At 44.6% G+C, this 17,921-nt stretch carries 12 protein-coding genes; 6 read left to right on the top strand and 6 right to left on the bottom strand.

The window, feature by feature from the left end:
- The first annotated feature begins 50 nt into the window (after positions 1-50).
- From prfC to MHN00_RS00345, 4 genes are all read left to right on the top strand, one after another.
- Complete coding sequence (gene prfC, locus MHN00_RS00360) at positions 51-1,640, top strand: peptide chain release factor 3 (protein WP_014948726.1); 1,590 nt, start codon at positions 51-53, stop codon at positions 1,638-1,640.
- 33 nt (positions 1,641-1,673) lie between these two features.
- Positions 1,674-3,404, top strand: a complete 1,731-nt coding sequence (gene argS, locus MHN00_RS00355; RefSeq protein WP_239218376.1) for an arginine--tRNA ligase — start codon at positions 1,674-1,676, stop codon at positions 3,402-3,404.
- 288 nt (positions 3,405-3,692) lie between these two features.
- Positions 3,693-4,259, top strand: coding sequence for an NAD(P)H-dependent oxidoreductase (locus tag MHN00_RS00350; RefSeq protein ID WP_239299828.1), 567 nt, complete (start codon positions 3,693-3,695; stop codon positions 4,257-4,259).
- Between the two features lie 219 nt (positions 4,260-4,478).
- Positions 4,479-6,437 (top strand): sulfotransferase, encoded by a 1,959-nt coding sequence (locus MHN00_RS00345; RefSeq protein WP_101563764.1) that lies wholly within the window; start codon positions 4,479-4,481, stop codon positions 6,435-6,437.
- An 86-nt stretch (positions 6,438-6,523) separates the two neighbouring features.
- On the opposite strand, the gene MHN00_RS00340 is transcribed toward MHN00_RS00345, so the two are convergent.
- The 5 genes from MHN00_RS00340 to MHN00_RS00320 all read right to left on the bottom strand — a co-directional run bounded on the left by MHN00_RS00340 (position 6,524) and on the right by MHN00_RS00320 (position 12,435).
- Positions 6,524-7,192: a pentapeptide repeat-containing protein gene (locus MHN00_RS00340; protein WP_239299826.1), complete on the bottom strand. Its 669-nt coding sequence runs from the start codon at positions 7,190-7,192 to the stop codon at positions 6,524-6,526.
- Between the two features lie 65 nt (positions 7,193-7,257).
- Positions 7,258-9,108, bottom strand: a complete 1,851-nt coding sequence (locus MHN00_RS00335; protein ID WP_239299824.1) for a methanol/ethanol family PQQ-dependent dehydrogenase — start codon at positions 9,106-9,108, stop codon at positions 7,258-7,260.
- 243 nt (positions 9,109-9,351) lie between these two features.
- Positions 9,352-9,987 carry a response regulator transcription factor gene (locus tag MHN00_RS00330; RefSeq protein ID WP_014975961.1) on the bottom strand — a complete coding sequence of 212 codons (636 nt, stop codon included), beginning with the start codon at positions 9,985-9,987 and terminating at the stop codon, positions 9,352-9,354.
- A gap of 105 nt (positions 9,988-10,092) precedes the next feature.
- Positions 10,093-11,349 carry a DUF2891 domain-containing protein gene (locus MHN00_RS00325; protein WP_239299822.1) on the bottom strand — a complete coding sequence of 419 codons (1,257 nt, stop codon included), beginning with the start codon at positions 11,347-11,349 and terminating at the stop codon, positions 10,093-10,095.
- A gap of 36 nt (positions 11,350-11,385) precedes the next feature.
- Positions 11,386-12,435 (bottom strand): PLP-dependent cysteine synthase family protein, encoded by a 1,050-nt coding sequence (locus MHN00_RS00320; protein WP_110287728.1) that lies wholly within the window; start codon positions 12,433-12,435, stop codon positions 11,386-11,388.
- Between the two features lie 303 nt (positions 12,436-12,738).
- Between MHN00_RS00320 and MHN00_RS00315 the strand changes: the two genes are divergently transcribed.
- On the top strand, positions 12,739-13,953 hold the full coding sequence (locus tag MHN00_RS00315) for an endonuclease/exonuclease/phosphatase family protein (RefSeq protein WP_239299819.1): 1,215 nt from the start codon (positions 12,739-12,741) through the stop codon (positions 13,951-13,953).
- A 102-nt stretch (positions 13,954-14,055) separates the two neighbouring features.
- A complete protein-coding gene (locus MHN00_RS00310) occupies positions 14,056-16,914 on the top strand; it encodes a diguanylate cyclase (RefSeq protein ID WP_343213207.1) in 2,859 nt (952 codons plus the stop codon).
- Between the two features lie 61 nt (positions 16,915-16,975).
- Here the strand turns inward: MHN00_RS00310 and MHN00_RS00305 are convergent, their stop codons facing one another.
- Positions 16,976-17,854, bottom strand: coding sequence for a DUF417 family protein (locus MHN00_RS00305; RefSeq protein ID WP_239299817.1), 879 nt, complete (start codon positions 17,852-17,854; stop codon positions 16,976-16,978).
- Positions 17,855-17,921 lie beyond the last annotated feature (67 nt).

Here is a 17,921-nt window from a genome sequence, read left to right as displayed (position 1 = left end):
CCTGTAAGTAATTGATTTACAGGGATAATAGATAACGAAGATAAGTATTGATGTCAGATAAGAAGCTTCTAGAAGAGATTAAAAAGCGACGTACGTTCGCAATCATATCGCACCCGGATGCGGGTAAAACCACGATTACCGAAAAAGTATTGTTATTCGGACGCGCCCTGCAAACTGCCGGTACCGTAAAAGGTAAAAAGTCAGGTCAGCATGCTAAATCTGACTGGATGGAAATGGAAAAAGAGCGTGGTATCTCGGTAACCACCTCGGTCATGCAGTTTCCATATAGCGATCACTTAGTAAACCTGCTGGATACTCCGGGGCACGAAGACTTTTCTGAAGATACCTATCGTACACTGACGGCCGTTGACTCATGCCTTATGGTTATCGACGCAGCGAAAGGTGTAGAAGACCGAACCCGTAAACTTATGGAAGTCACCCGTTTGCGCGATACGCCGATTGTGACTTTCATGAACAAGCTTGACCGTGATATTCGCGATCCTATGGAACTGCTCGATGAAGTAGAAACCGAGCTTGATATCCTGTGTGCACCAATTACTTGGCCAATTGGCTGTGGTAAGAGCTTTAAAGGTGTATATCACCTTCACCGCGACGAAACTATTTTGTATCAAAGCGGCCAGGGTCACACTATCCAAGACGTGCGCATCATCAAAGGGTTAGATAACCCTGAGTTAGATACTGCAGTAGGAAGTGACCTCGCTGAAACCTTGCGTGACGAGCTTGAGCTTGTACGCGGAGCATCTAACGAATTTGAACAAGAGCTTTTCTTGGAAGGCCAGTTAACGCCAGTATTTTTCGGTACAGCATTAGGTAACTTCGGTGTTGATCATATGCTTGACGGTTTGGTTGAGTGGGCACCTGCGCCACTTGGACGCGAAACCGAAGAGGGGACTATCGAAAGTACCGATGGTAAGTTCAGTGGCTTCGTATTTAAAATTCAGGCCAACATGGACCCGAAACACCGTGACCGCATCGCGTTTTGTCGTATTGTGTCGGGCAAGTACGAAAAAGGCATGAAAATGCGCAACAGCCGTTTAGGTAAAGATGTGCGTATTTCTGATGCATTAACCTTCTTGGCTGGTGACCGTTCATTGCTAGAAGAAGCCTATGCCGGCGATATCATCGGCTTGCACAACCACGGTACCATTCGCATAGGGGACACCTTCACGTCAGGCGATAACTACCGCTTTACGGGTATTCCAAACTTTGCGCCTGAGCTATTTAAACGCATCCGCTTGAAAGATCCGCTTAAGCAAAAGCAACTGCTGAAAGGGCTGATCCAGCTTTCTGAGGAAGGGGCGGTACAGGTGTTTAGACCGCTTGCCAACAACGATTTGATTGTGGGCGCAGTAGGTGTGCTTCAGTTTGACGTAGTTGTCGCTCGCTTGAAAGCCGAATACAACGTAGACGCGCTTTATGAGCATATTAACGTGAGCACTGCCCGCTGGGTTTACTCTGACAATGAGAAGAAGCTTGATGAATTCCGCCGTAAAGGTGAGCAAAACCTTGCACTAGATGGCGGCGATAACTTGACGTACATCGCACCTACTATGGTGAATTTACAGCTAGCGCAAGAGCGCTACCCTGATATTCAGTTCAAGAACACGCGCGAAAATTAAGCTAATAAAGATTAAACAAAGACACAATATATTATGAATATACATGCACTATTAGTTAACCGTTTCACTGAAGCTCTACAAGAAATGGGCGTAGAAAATGCGCCAGTGCCAGTTTCGCGCAGCGCTCGACCTGAATTTGGTGAATATCAGTTTAACGGCGCGATGGCGCTAGCCAAGCAGCTTAAGCAAAAGCCGCGCGATATTGCAGAGAAAATTGTTGAGACTGTAAAGCTCGACGATATTGCCAGCAAGCTAGAAGTGGCGGGCCCTGGTTTTATCAACGTTCATTTAAATGACGAATGGCTGTCTAATCAGTGTGAGTTGTCGCTAACCGACCCACGTTTAGGTATTGCTAAGTCAAAAGAACAAAACATTGTTGTTGATTACTCATCGCCTAACCTGGCCAAAGAAATGCACGTGGGCCACCTGCGTACTACTATCATCGGCGATGCTGTGGTTAAAGTGCTTGAGTTCTTGGGCCACAACGTTATTCGTCAAAATCACATGGGCGACTGGGGCACACAGTTTGGCATGTTGCTTGCGCACCTTTCAGACAAGCTACAAGATGAAGTGGCTGAAACTGCGCTCTCTGATCTTGAAGACTTTTACCGCGAAGCCAAAGTACGCTTTGACGAAGAAGAAGGTTTTGCCGACCGCGCCCGTGAATACGTAGTGAAGCTGCAGGGTGGTGACGCTCAGTGTCTGGCGCTATGGGAAAAGTTCATTGACGTGTCTATTGCTCACTCAGAAGAAGTGTACGACAAGCTAAACGTAAGCCTGACCCGTAAAGATATTATGGGTGAGTCGGCTTACAACGACGATTTAGCCAACGTAATCAGTGACCTTAAAGCGAAAGGCCTTGCAGTAGAAGACCAAGGTGCGCAGGTAGTATTTATACCTGAGCTTGCTGATAAAGAAGGTAACCCTGCGGTTTACATCGTTCAAAAGTCGGGTGGCGGCTATTTATACGCAACGACAGACCTTGCGGCAATGCGCTATCGCAGCGGCAAGTTAAACGCTGACCGTACGCTGATTCTTACTGACGCGCGTCAGGCACTGCACTTCAAGCAAACTGAAATTGTGGGCCGTAAAGCGGGCTTTATGAAAGAAGAGCAAACTTACGAGCATTGCCCATTTGGAATGATGCTAGGCAGTGACGGTAAGCCATTTAAAACGCGTACTGGCGGTACAGTTAAACTGGTCGAATTGCTTGATGAAGCCGTTGAGCGTGCGGGCAAACTTATCGCCGAGCGCGACAACGATTTAAGCGAAGACGAGCTTAAAGAAGTCGCTCACAAGGTGGGTATTGGCGCTGTGAAATACGCTGACCTATCTAAAAACCGCACAACTGATTACATGTTTAACTGGGACTCCATGCTAAGCTTTGAAGGTAACACGGCGCCTTACCTTCAGTATGCTTATACCCGTGTGAAAAGCTTGTTCAGAAAAGCGGGTGTGGATATGGCCACCATGCCAGTAGATATCAATATTGCTGAGAAACAAGAGCACGCGCTAGCTGTATTACTTGTGCAGTTTGAAGAGGTGATTGGTACAGTATCTCGTGAAGCCACGCCTCATGTACTGTGTACTTACCTCTATGATGTGGCTTCAGCGTTTATGTCATTCTACGAAGCATGCCCGATGTTAAAAGCCGGTATTGAGCCAGCTGTACGCGATAGCCGTCTAGCGTTGTCAGCTCTGGTTGCCAAGACGCTAGAGCAAGGATTAACCCTACTTGGCATCGAAACACTAGAAAAAATGTAGTGTTCGCGGTACAACATACATATTGATAACAAAGAGGCTGACATTGATTGTCAGCCTTTTTTTATGCGAAACATAAGCGTCAACCCTACAACGCTCGTTTGCGCTAATCGTGATCCTTATACCAGTGGGCATAGATTATTGCGTACTCAGCGAGACTTAAAATGTTCGTAATCGCGGCGTGTAACCGCAGGTACAGTGGTATAACATTTCGATTAGAACCGATTGGGCGATAGCTTCCTATAAATCAGACAACTAGAACACTACTTAAATTAACGACAGGAAACTCAAATGACTAAGATCCTTGCATTTGCAGGTAGTACCCGTAAAGGTTCATTCAACCAAGCTATTATGAAAGTTGCCGCAGAGGGCGCACGTGAGGCTGGCGCAGAGGTTACCGTTATAGACCTCGCTGACTTTCAAATGCCGTTGTTTAATGAAGATGAGGAAGCCGAGTTTGGTATGCCTGAAAAAGCACAGGCGTTCAAAGAATTGCTAATGAGACATGATGGTTTTCTTATTGCTTCACCAGAATACAACTCAAGCTATCCCGCACTGCTAAAGAATGCCATCGACTGGGCATCGCGCATGGGGGAAGGCGAAAAGCCATTACAAGCATATCGCGGTAAGGTGGCTGGAATTATGGCTGCGTCTGCTGGTGGGCTAGGCGGCATGCGCGTGCTGGTGGTACTAAGAATGTTACTTGAAAATCTAGGTACTATGGTGCTGCCGAACCAAAAAGCTATTGCGAAGGTAAATACGCTTATGGAAGATGGCGCAATTACGGATGAAAAGACGATTAAGCAGCTTAAAAATTTGGGTAAAGAAACTGCCGAGCTTGCCGCCAAAGTAAAATAGCTGAAAGTAGGTAATCAAATTTGAAGCCTACTAAATAAAAACTGGCCACCTTGTAATTGCAGTATCTACACGTGGCTAGTCTTCGGTGAATGTTCGAGGTTTTAGTTTTGTGCACGGTTAGTTGAGGGTGCTTAAATTCAACTTTTAGCGTGTTACTATAGACAAATCATTACTGCAAAATCTGCTACAGACGCACATATCTCCAAAAATAAAATATTCATGAAACTTACTCAAGAAATAATAAATCAAGCAATGCAGGCGTTCGGTGCCGGTGAATTTAGCCGAGTCATATCGACGCTTTCTCCTGTCTATGAGCAGCATCCAATGGCAAAAATGGTATATGCTACGGCACTAGGAAAGGTTGCTGAATTTACTACGTCGTTTGAAATATTTGAAAGCCTTCAGTCTGATTATCCTCAAAACACTGATGTGGCGTATAATTATGGTCTATTGCTAAAAGAAGCTGAGCGGTTTGATGACGCACAAAAGCAGCTTTCAAAAGCGATAGCAATTAACCCAAACTACCACGTTGCTTTTCATGCACTTGGAAATTTAATGTCTGAGCTTGGCCGATATGAAGAAGCACAGTTAGCATATGAAAAAGCAATAGCAAAAAATCCTAAAAATATTCAGTACGGACAAAGCCTGAGTAAGTGTCTTTATCAGCAGGAAAAATGGTCTCAGTTGGTCGCGCATATTAAAAGAGAGGGTCTTCATCTAAGCGATAAACTTAGCGCTGAACTGTATACAGAAGCATGTTACAGAATCCATTCGAGAGGAGAATTAGCTAAGCAGAGTAATATGCTAAGTTCAACGTACTCAGATTCTTATTCGATCCACTATTTTTTGGCGTTGTCAGCATTGGAGTCGAAGCGTTACGTTCATGCAAAGCGTCATCTTGAAAAATCACTTTCCCTCGCTGATTCATCGGATAAAGAAGAGTTACTGACGTACTTAGACTATGTTTCTTGGCTACTCAATGCCACTAAAGACAACCTTGATGTCCTCAATAGAAAGTTTGAAAACACCGATAACATTCAGTTACTAGAGCTGGCCTTTAATATTAACGAAAACAGGCGTGAGCTAGCTGAAGCTGAGAAGTTTCTTGGCAAAATTCAATTAATTCAAGCTGAGGGCGACAAGGAGCAACACGAGTTAAAACGTTCGCTGTTGGCCTTCGCAAAAGGAGAGTTTGAAGAGGGGCTGCGAATTAACGAGCACTTCTTAGTAAAACAACCCAAAAGCCTTCCTCATCTTTACCAGAAGATTAGAACCCTTGAAAAGCTCAAGCGTTTTAGCGATGCCGAAGAGGTCATCAGGTTTATCGCACATAACGTGAATAACCTTCATTCCAGTAAATTCGCAGATTTGTCCTCTGGCGTCATGCTCAATGGTTTTGATGTATCACCTTCTCCTATCGTTAACACGTCAAGTAACAGCACAAACATTCTCTTTATTGTTGGATTTCCTCGTTCGGGAACGACATTGATAGAAAGTTTGTTACTTAAAAATGCGAATGTTGAGTTATTAGAAGAAACAGATGCTGTCGAAACCTTTTATAACCAGATGGTTGAACGCGAGATTGTTGACCCTGAGACGGGTGATATAAAGCGGACAAACCAAAGTGAACTAGACGCTTTGGCAAATGACTATCTTAAGCATTTAACGGCTTATTCTCCTAGTGTTGACAGCAATAAACTCATCGTAGATAAGATGCCGCTTAACTTCCCTTATTTACCTGCAATGTTGACCTTATTTCCTAACGCAAAAGTACTTTGTTGCCTACGTAACCCGAAGGCAGTTGCGTTGAGTTGTTTACAGTTCGAGGAAATAAACTTGTACACCGTTGAGCAATTCGCTGAGGCTTATAATAAAGTCTTCACGTGCTGGGAAAAAATGGAACCAATCTTAAGGGACAGAGCAATAAGCATTAAATATGAAGATGTTGTTGCTGACCCTGAATCTTCTATAGCATCCATATATCAGTTTTCAGGGCTGACAGAAGGGGAGACTAAGACCTTAGAAAGTAATAGTTCGCCTTTGTTCCAAACACCGAGCTACTATCAAGTTAGTCAACCAGTGTATAAGTCTTCAATGCAAAAGTATGAGAACTACCCAACGCTTTTCTCTGAATGTCCCCCTCTTTTAGATGAATGGGAGCAAAAGTGGGGATATTAAGAAAGTAAGTATGAATGGGTATTAGTGAAGGTAATGGGCGCTGGCTATATCGAACGGCTCAATGTTTTCTTTCCACCCAATCACAGTTACCAGTTAATAGGACAGTTTATACATTCGTCCATGAAAGTGCCCTGAAATGTTGCGTAGTGGATGCGCGTGCCGGTTAGGTTCGCTCGATACAAACTTGCATCGTTCAGTTTTGCTTCCTGAATATTGGCGTTAATCAGTGAAGCACCTTCAAAGTTTGCTTTGTTCATCCAAACCCGCTCTAAGCGTGCAGCACGTAAGTTGGTGTTTACCATTGTCGCACCTGATAAACGCGCTTGGTCCAGGTTAGCACCTGAAAAGTTGGAGTTAGTGAAATCAACCCCTTGACCGAAAAGCGCCCAGCCATCTACGCCTTCTAAGTTAGCGTTGCGAACTTTTGAGCTGCGTAAATCTGCGTGTTTTAAGTTGGCGGTAGCTAAATCAGCGTGATCTAGGCTACTTTTCTTAAACGTCGCATAGCTTAAGTTGGCGTGCCTTAAATCTGTTTTGTTGAACTTAACGTTGGTGAATACTGCTCCGTGCAAATTTGCATGGCTCAAATCAGCACCGCTTAAGTCTGTGTCGCTACACACTGTCTTTGGTTTTATTTCACATCCGTTGATAATTTCCACGTCATCTTCGAAATCGGGAATGGCACTGGCAGTTGCTGAATATAGGACAACTAATAATATGGGGAGTTGTTTGGTTGCTTGAAAACGTAAGCGCATGAGAGCTCCTTAATGCCGAGAGGCGTTTTCACCGCCTCTCGGTTTGGTTTGTTGCAAAGATAAAGCTATTGTTTAGCTACGTTTTGCTTTTTATTGTGATTAGGAAGTTTAAATACCCAGAACGAACCACCTTGCGCGACAGGTTTGGTGAGTTCAGCCATATCTCCTCCCCATAGCGGTACTGCACCACCATACCCCGACGCTAAGCCGATGTATTGCTCACCATCCTCTTCCCAGGTGATAGGGCACGAAATGATGCCCGAGCCCGTTTGGAACTTCCAAAGTTCTTCACCGGTTTCCTCATCGAAAGCTTTGACATAGCCATCGCCCGTTCCGGTAATAATGAGTCCGCCTTTCGTCGCCAGTACCCCAGCCCACATAGGAAGTTTCTCTTTGTGTGTCCATTTTATTTCACCTGAAATGGGGTCTACGGCACGAAGTACGCCCACATGGTCGTCATACATGCGCTTAATTCTAAAACCCTGTCCTAGGTAAGCGGCACCTTTCTTATAGGTCACTTCTTCCGTCCAGTAGTCTTCTTTCCAGTGGTTTGCGCCCATATAGAACCAGCCGGTATTCTGGCTGTAGGCCATCGGGTTCCAGTTCTTCCCGCCCAAGAATGGAGGCGATACCTCTATTGACTTTCCTCGTTTTTCACCCGGCTCAGGCAGTGGTGGGCGCTGTCCTTCTACTTCAACTGGGCGACCCGTGTCAGGGTCTATATGTGTGGCCCACGTAATGTTATCTACAAAGGGAAAGCCTCTGATGAATTCACCGTTTTGTCTGTTAACTACATAGAAAAAGCCATTTCTGTCTGCATGAGCCGTCGCTTTTATGAGCTTTCCATTATCGTAATAGTCGAATAGAACAAGTTCATTGTTGCCAGAGAAATCCCATGCGTCGTTAGGTGTATGTTGATAGAACCATTTAACCTTACCAGTGGTTGCATCTACACCCACTTGTCCAGAAGTATAAAGGTTATCCCAATCTCGTGGGTCGCCGCCTTTGGCGGTGCGTTTCCATGTATTCCAAGGAGCGGGGTTACCTGCACCTATGATGATAGTGTTAGTTTCAACATCGAAGCTTGCACTCTGCCATGGTGCGCCACCACCGTGGTGCCAAGCCTCAACCATTTCGCCGTTTTCATCCTTTGGCCACGTTGTCACTTCGTATGAACCACCCGTGGGTGTGCTGTCTTTTCCATTTAATCTGCCCATGTGCCCTTCAACAAATGGACGCATCCAAATCTCTTCACCGGTTTCAGGATCGCGTGCAAACAGTTTTCCTACAACACCAAACTCATCACCTGATGAACCGTGAATAAGCATGACCTTTCCTGACTTTTGGTCTTTAACAATCGTAGGTGCCCCCGTCATGGTGTAGCCTGCACGATAGTCTTCAAAGCGCTTCTTCCATTTTACTTTGCCCGTTAGCCGGTCAAGGGCAACAACGCCAGCATCCAGCGTACCGAAAAAGACTAAGTCACCATAAATTGCTGCGCCGCGATTTACCACGTCACAACACGGTCGAATACCTTCTGGAAGGCGGTGGGCGTAGTCCCACAACTTCTTACCTGTTTTTGCTTCATAGGCGTAGATACGGGAGTAGCTACCGGTTACATAGACAATACCGTCGTACACGATTGCTTGGGACTCTTGACCCCGTTGCTTTTCATCACCAAAACTCATCACCCAAGCCGGAGATAGCATGTGTACATTTTCTTTGTTGATTTGATCAAGTCCGCTGTAACGCTGAGCTTCTGGACCCATACCATACATCAGTACGTTCTCAGGCGTCTTGGCATCATTTTCAATGTCTGCCCATGTCACGCCATCGTCCGCATATAAATGTGAACTCGTACCTAAACCAATAATTACGCTTAAGGCCAATGAAGCCTTTGAATAGAACTTAGCCATAGTTTTATTTCCACTGTTACCTTGATGTTGTGTTAACAGTATGTAACTAAGTAGAGGCCCTGATAAACGGATTCCGTCCTTCAAAATACGGGAAAAATTCCCTTAGATTGAAGTGTAATGAAAACGCTAATATATTGATTTGCATGAGGTATCTTTATCATGAGACAAAGTTAGTACCAAAGGGGTATAAAAAAGATACGAAAGTACAGGGAAGTTTTCCCGACCTTGTTTTGTGACGCTTGTTTAGCTGGCAATTTTGATATAACCCTGCTTTATAGCAAGGTGAACAAACTCGGCATTTGTCTGTAGCTCAAGCTTTCGCTTGAGCTGGGTGATAACGTTTGAGACCGTCTTTTCAGAAATGTTGAGGCTTTCAGCGACCTGTTTTCGGCAAAGCCCGTTCGCTATACCAAGGAATATATCCAACTCTCTTTGTGTCAGATCTGTTAAGTTGCCTCCGGAATGTGACAGGTTGAATGTAGCGAGCTCAATGGCAGTATTGTGTTCTAAATAACGGCGGCCTTTAATGATAGATGTCACCGCGCTTATCAGTACATCAGGTTCACTTTGTTTACTAACATACCCCATTGCCCCTAGTTTCATAGCTCTATCGATGATGGAAATATCATCGAACATGCTGAACATAAGTACTTTTGCGTGCTCCCAGCGCTGAACAATATATTCCGCTAGCGTGAGTCCGCTGGTGGTTCCTAAATTAATGTCTAAAATAATGAGGTCGAAGTGGTTGGCACGAAGTGCATTTGTGGCTTGCTGCGCATTTTTTGCATTGGTGACGACAGCGCCTTCGAGTACCGAAGATAACAGCGTAGAAAAGCCTTCTCTCACTATTGCGTGATCATCAACAAGTAAAATTTCCATAGCTGCGCTTTATTCATATCACCATAGAATGAGCATGCCACGGTAGGCGTGTGAGACGAATAGCACTTTAGTGCTCATTCATCTCACACTTTAGTAGGATATAAGTTAATTCAAACCGCGCTGTGTTTCTAAGTAGCTAGCAAAGCTGCCAAGCCAATGGCTGCCCATATAGTGCATGTCACCAAACACCGCGTTGAGCCCGGCCTCACGATGTGAACTTAATGCTTTCTTAAGCACAGGTAAGCGTTTGTCACCTTCAGGCAAAGCTTGCATTATGCCTTCTATCATCCACGCTCGGCTGATGTTTAGCCCGTCTAGGTGAGCGAGTTTACCATCCGTCTTGTCAGTCACTGTAGCGGGAGCTAGCCAATTTGATGTTCTAGCTGTGAGGCTTGGAAAGAACGCTGAAAGCCATTGGCTATAGTCCTTTTTAGACATTACTCTTCGCATTAAATCAGCTTCGGCCAAACACGGTGATAAGAAATCTTGTCCCGAAGGCTCGTAGGCAAGAGGGCACTGTGTATCGTCTTGATAGTAGTCTTTCACCCTGGACGTTAACAGCGCTTCAAACTCCTTATTACCTGCTGTTTTCGCCCAATCCAACATTAAGCCAAAAGCAAAGGCGGTTTGGCTATGCTCACCCGTACGGATTGGGTAAGCTAATTTGGGTAACCATGCGCTTACTCTGGCTACAATTTCGTCCTCGAGAGGACGTAAAGTATTTAGCCATTTTGTTGCTTCAGGAAGGGAAGATTGACGTAGTTCAGCGGTTAGCTGCAGGAACCAAGCAAGACCATAGGGGCGTTCAAATGAGGCATTGTTTTCACGCTTAAGGCTCGTCAATTCACCTTGGATATTTTTAGGCGTAAAGCTGATGTTGAGCTTTTCAATGATCTCATCCTTATCCACTGCATCTTGCGCAGTGTTTAGCATTCTTACTAAAAGCCAATGGCCATGAACCGACGAGTGCCAGTCTAAACAACCATAAAATGAAGGGTAGAGTTGATTGGGTGCCTTAACGTCATCGCCGTTATTCATCATGTGTTTCACTACATTTGGAAACTCTTGATGAATACAATGAAGCGCGAGGTTAGCAAAAACGCTTTCGTAATTGTTGTTAGGAATGTCAGTGTTGGCGGTCGCGTCTGCGGCTCGGTTAATACTAGTGTTGCTTGTGTTCGCAGTTTCAACAGTCGACGAAATGGTAGCAAAGGCAGTGTGTGCAGCAAACGCTGTGGCAAATGCAACTGTACAGCTAACAACGTTTTTTATTTTGATCATAATTTTGCGCGCTTTATCAATGAGAAGTATATCGCCAATGTATAGAGATAAACGCTTTGAATAAAGTGCTGCGCGATACATAACGCCCCAGCACTTTAAACAGCAGAAACAGGCTATTTAAGCAGGGGCTCCGATGGCCTCTAGTTTGGTGGTGTATTCATCGAGTGAGCCAATGGTCTTTTCTACCCAACCAGCATTATAGTAAGTTTCACCATACCGCTCTCCGCTGTCGCACATAAGCGTTACGATCGATCCCACTTCTCCTCGCTGCTTCATTTGTTCAGCAATACTTAATGCGCCCCATAGGTTAGTGCCGGTAGACGGGCCGGCTTTAATTCCCATGGTGTTGTTTAACCAATGCATGGTTGCAATACTGGCGGCATCGGGAACGGCAATCATGTCATCTATTACGTCATGTTGAAAAGAGGCTTCCACTTTAGGGCGTCCTATCCCTTCGATGCGGCTACCACGGGTAGCAGTAAGTGTATGATCGTTGTTTTTGAAGCTATCAAAAAACACACTGAATTCTGGATCTACCACGACAAGCTGAGAAGAGAGACCTTTGTAGCGAATGTAACGCCCTATGGTGGCTGATGTTCCACCTGTACCTGCACTCATAACCACGGTGTGTGGAATAGGGTGGGGCTCGGCTTTCATTTGCTCAAAGATACTCTCAGCAATATTGTTATTGCCACGCCAATCTGTAGCGCGCTCTGCGAAAAGGAACTGATCCATAAAGTAGCCATTAAGCTCGTGAGCTACTTTGGTTGCTTCGCTGTGCATTTGCGTAGGGCAATCTACAAAGTGACACTGCCCGCCATATCGCTCAATAAGCGCGATTTTACTTTGGGCGGTAGATTTAGGCATAACCGCAACAAACGGAACGCCAATCATTTTAGCAAAGTAAGCTTCAGACACCGCTGTACTGCCTGACGAGGCTTCAACCACAGTAGTTCCTTCTACAATTTTTCCATTACAAAGGGCGTACAGAAAAAGGGACCGGGCTAGACGGTGCTTTAGGCTGCCTGTTGGATGGGTGCTTTCATCTTTAAGGTAGATATCAATATCTCTAAAAGCGATCTGCTCTAATTTGATTAAGTGCGTATCAGCCGAACGTTGATAATCTGCATTGATAATATTGATCGCTTTTGAAACCCAGCTTTTCATAACTTTCTCTCATTCACCCAAAATGTGAAACGTTAAGCGTAGTTCGCTTGACGCTAGCTGTATAAAACAAAATTAGAATATCAGTTAAGAGCGAGTATTTGATTCTATTATTTTAGTATTAGTGTTTTATAGTAAAAAATATTTCTTTAATGGGTCTCATTTGTGAAAATAAATTCCGTTTTTATGTAAGGGCGAGAGCATGACCATCGTTGTTGATACAACGATCTTTAATAAAACAAAAAAGTTCAGATAAGCCGCAAAAGTTGCTATCTTTGCATTTCGCTTTTACTTACAGGTAACAACATGAAAAATAAGGCGCTTTTCTGTGCAATAGCTTTTTTACCCGCATTATTTGTATCTACCCTGGCTAGCTCGCAAGAAGAGCAAATGCTTAAAGTCGCAACGTTTAATGTAAGTATGGAAGCCACTAACTACAAAGCGTTGGGTATGGAGCCAAGCGATCAGGTACTTCAATACGTTCTTTCAACGGGTGAGCATAGCCAAGTTAAAAACATTGCTGAAATTATTCAACGCGTTAACCCCGATATCTTGATGTTGAATGAATTTGACTACATTGCAGATAAGCGTAAAGGGGTAGATGCATTTGTTAAGAACTACCTGAATGTTTCACAAGGCGGCCTTGAGCCTGTGGATTACCCATATACGTATGTGGCCACAGTCAACACAGGGGAGCCCACGAAATTCGACTTAGATAACAATGGCAAAGCAGAAGGTTTTGGTGGCGATGCATATGGCTTTGGGCTTTATCCCGGGCAATATGGCATGGCGCTTTTGTCGAAATACCCTATTGATGTTGATGGTATTCGCACCTTTCAGACGTTTAAATGGCATCACATGCCTCATCCACAGGTTCCTATTATTCCCGATGAGAGCGGAAGTACTGATAAGGGCAAGCCATGGTACGACGTAGAAGAGTGGGCCGCGCTAAGGTTGAGTTCTAAGTCTCACTGGGATGTGCCGGTGAAAGTAGCGGGCAAAACCGTACACATACTTGCTATGCATCCAACACCACCTAATTTCGATGGAAGCGAGGATCGCAACGGCAAGCGCAACTTTGACGAAATTAGGCTTATGGCAGATTATCTTTCTCCGGATAAAGGGGACTACATTTACGATGATAATGGCGAGAAAGTCAGCCTGTCAGAGAACGCGCGTTTTGTACTTGTTGGTGATTTTAACGCGGCGGATATTGGAGATAAACATCGCGAGGGTGTAATTGAACAGTTGACCGAGCACCCGTTAGTTAATAACGACATCATTCCAACAAGCGCAGGTGGTGCAGGCGCGTCAGGTGCAGAGTTTAGTAACCGCTTTACTGCCTATTGGGGAGCCAGAGCTGACTATGTTTTGCCATCTCGATTTGGTTTCGATGTGAACGATGCTGGCGTTTTCTGGCCTGCAAAAACCAGTGACCTATATCGATTAGTTAAAGACCGCGAAGCCAGCTCAGATCACAGGTTAGTCTGGATTAGCTTGTCGTTGACCGAAGATAACTAAAAACCACAATTTTTGTGTTAGTTAATAGATAGAGGTATTATTACATCGTCTATCTAATAATGTACCGAGAAGCCATTGAAGTTTGTGTCTCTCACTTTTGTGATGTGTTTGCTGTGGGTGATACCCATAGATGGCTTTTCGGTAGAGTCTTCTCAGCTCATGCCGCTCAACCGGTATTTCCCTCAATCGTGGGGAACGAAAGACGGGCTTCCTCACAATAGTATTCACGCATTAGCACAAACGTCCAATGGGTATCTATGGGCGGGTACTTGGGAAGGTGTTGCTCGGTTTAATGGTCAGCAGTTCACTGTATTTACCCGCGGCGCGCAAACAGGATTACCAGACTCCGGCATTCGAAGCTTGTATTACAACAAGCCCCGCGACGAGCTACTGGTGGCAGGAAACCGAGGCGGTGTAACGTCGCTTATCGCAGAGCAGTGGCATGCTCAAGCACCTCTGTCTTCAATGGTTAATCATGCATTCAGAGACAGTAATAACGTGTTGTGGTTTGCGCTGGAAGACACGGGGATTGCAATGAGAACGCCTGACGGCACGCAAAAAGAATACATTGTAAATTCGAGTGCTTACCGCATAATCGAAGACGGATTTGGCGTAATCTGGTTTGCAACAAACCAAGGGTTATTCAAATACATAAACGATAAATTTCAGCTAGCTGTACCCGACCACAACATACTCTCTGGTCCATCATTTACTCTCGCTCTTGATAGCAAAAAACGTGTTTTAGTTGGCACGGAACACGGTGTTTGGCAGCAAAGAAACGGTACCTTCGCGCTACTTCACAGCTCACTTGCCGACAAATCAATTAGTAGTATTTTGCTTGATCATCAAAATAGCATTTGGGTAGGCACCATCAATCATGGCCTTTATCGTCTAAGTGACTTAGGCCTAGAAAAACTGGATGCAACAGCAGGTCTTCCCAATAACCGCGTTTTTTCACTGCTTGAAGATTTGGAAAAAAATATCTGGATTGGCACTAATGGTGGTTTGTTTAGGCTGCGTCGTGCGCTATTTACCACATTCTCGCAAAGCCAAGGAATGAGTGGAGACTTTTTGCGAACTGTTTTGCAAACGTCTGATGGCAAACTTTTATCAGGTGGAAGTGCTGGATTAGATATATTTTCCAATGATGCGTTTTCCAGCGCATCGCTCACTACAGGTGAAGCTTTCTCTGTACTCAGTTTGGCAGCGGTAACTGAAGAGGTAACGTTAGTCGGCACCTACACAAAAGGTGTGCTGCGATATGAAAATGACCAACTTACTCCTTACCTCAATAGACATTTAGGGTTACCGAGTAATGAAGTAAGGGCCATTCTTTTAGCGAGTGATAACAGTGTTTGGTATGCCACGGCGCAAGGTGTAGTTCAACAAACGCCAGATGGAAAGCTAAGCCATTTCAATGAACAAAATGGGCTACCTGCCCATTTTTCGATGGGCTTGGCAGAAGATCGTGAAGGACGAATCTGGATTGCTACAGGGATAGGGCTCGCCTATATCCAACAGGGTATTGTGCACGTAGTTTCGTTTCCTGAACATTCAGATGCGCAGCACGCGTTCAGTTTTAGCGTTGTTGAAAAGGGAACTTGGATTACAACCGATCGAGGTCTTGCGTATTTTGACAATGCTACTAAGGCACTTAGTGTAATCGAAAAGTCGCAGGGGCTCCCCGTAGATAAACTGTTTTCGATCGGTATAGATCACAACAGCGGTGTATGGCTAAGTTCAAACCAAGGGGTCATTCTCACTTCACTATCAAGTCTTAAGGAGTGTCTGACACATCCAAGTGCATTATTGGAATTTGAGCATTTTAAGGAAGAAAATGGCCTGGCGAGTATTCAAATCAATGGTGGGTCACAGCCATCTCAGTTTGTCGATGTAGACGGAAATGTTTGGCTTCCTACTGCGAAAGGGCTTGCCACAGTAACGCCTGCAAACCTTGCCATGTTGAGTGAATTCCCTATTCCGGTAAGTATAGAGGCGGTACTACTGGACGGTGCTGACCAGCAATTTGATACGGATAAAAGGGAAGTAGACGTAACACCGTTAACCACGCGAGTTGCGTTTCAGTATGCAGGGTTGGGTTTCGCTATGCCTTCGCGTATAGAGTATCAGGCTATGTTAGTAGGATATGACCAAGATTGGGTTAACCGTCATCAATTTAGAATGACTGAATACACTAATTTAGCACCTGGTCGTTATCAGTTTAAAGTACGTGCTCGTTACATTGGAGGCACCTGGCAAGAGATTACGTCACCATTTTCTATTCGCGTGCTACCAAGCATTTATCAGACATTTGCTTTTAAATTCTCGGTTTTTCTTTTCTTCTGTTTTGTTATCTATGCACTTTATAAAGTACGTTTTCATCACTTGAAAAAATCAGAAATGATTTTAAAACAAAGGGTCGATGAACAAACCAGATCACTAGAATTACAAACCAAGCGGTTCGAGTTCCAAGCAACTCACGATGATCTAACCGGCATTGCAAATAGACGAGCATTCGACCGCTGGCTTGTACAATATTTTAAAGAGGCTAAAGCGAAACAATCTCCTCTATGTCTTGCCGTTATCGATATTGACCATTTCAAACAGGTAAATGATCAGTACTCTCACATAGTAGGGGATAAAGTCATTACTGAGGTGGCCCGTATATTAAATCGCGAAGTTCCGCATTATGCTAAATGTGCAAGGTGGGGCGGCGAAGAGTTTACTGTGTTGTTACCCGAATATGACTTGGTAAATGCAAGGGGGGCTATGGATCATGTTCGAAAAATCGTGGCAGCACATGATTTCAGTTTTATAGCGCAAACGCTGAAAGTCACAATCAGTATTGGTGTAGCAAGTGCAGATGGCGCGAGAGATCACGACAGAATGTTAACCCATGCCGACCAAGCACTTTACACTGCAAAAGAAAATGGCCGCAACCAAGTGACCATTTTCGAATAAACGATAAGTGAGGTAGTTGTTAATTACTACAACATCTTTAACCTGACTTTGCCGTAAAGCCTTACTGTGGCGATTGGCCCAACTGCGCTTCTTCGCGATCTCGTGAAACTGCCTCGAACAGCGTAAAGTAAGCCACCACAGCAAGATTAGCGACAAACCAAAGGTCTTTAATAACGAACTGACCTAGGCGGTTGACGATAGTCGTGCTGTTAAAGGTATCCGGCACAGTAAACAAAAACGTTTGTGTCATCAGAAAAACCGATAAACAAGCCAGTCCGCTCGCAATGACCATCGGCTTGTTCTTAGTAAAGATGCCGGCACCCAATAGCAGTGCAAAGAGGACATCAAACCCACCAATTACATTCGATGCCCCCTGTACGCTAAACACAGCATATAGCCACGACATAAACGGTGATGTTTCAACTAGCCCAACAATCGCATTAGCTTCAAACTCGAAAAACTTCATGCCTCCTATCCATAATAAGACCATGGCTACAGGAGCAAAGTTGAGGTATGTCAGTTGCTTGTGCGAAAATTTTTCGCGATAAAACAAGAATAGGAAAAGCGGTAATACTGCGAAGTACTTGATGATGCCTTGACCGCTGCCAATAATCGGGAAGCCCCCTAAATCGGCCATCCATCTCGTTGGTGATAATAACGTCAGCAATGGAATGGCAGTTACAAAAGCGGCATATAGTGTTACTGCTTTTGCTGAAACAAGGTTAAAACGTGCTGCAATGGTCATTAACGGTAGTAACAGCAATGCGATACCAGAAAAAGCACCAAGGGCACTCTCGCTCAACACAGTGTCTAACGAGTAGAAATTAAATGTAGCGATAAGTGCATTGGGGTTTGCACCCAATAAAAATGTTAGGCCAAGAACTGCGAAGCTAAAAGTGAGCAATGCGGTGACCATGTTTTCGGTTTGGTTTAGTGTCATAAAGCGTCCGTAAATACTGCTAGTTTTGCGAAGTGTATGTAGAGACCCGTCGAGGTAGCACTAAAAT

The sequence above is a fragment of the Alteromonas sp. Cnat2-8 genome, from assembly GCF_022348355.1.
GTDB lineage: Bacteria > Pseudomonadota > Gammaproteobacteria > Enterobacterales > Alteromonadaceae > Alteromonas > Alteromonas macleodii.
The sequence above is the reverse complement of the archived record's forward strand: the minus strand, read 5'-3'. Positions and strand labels throughout refer to the sequence as shown.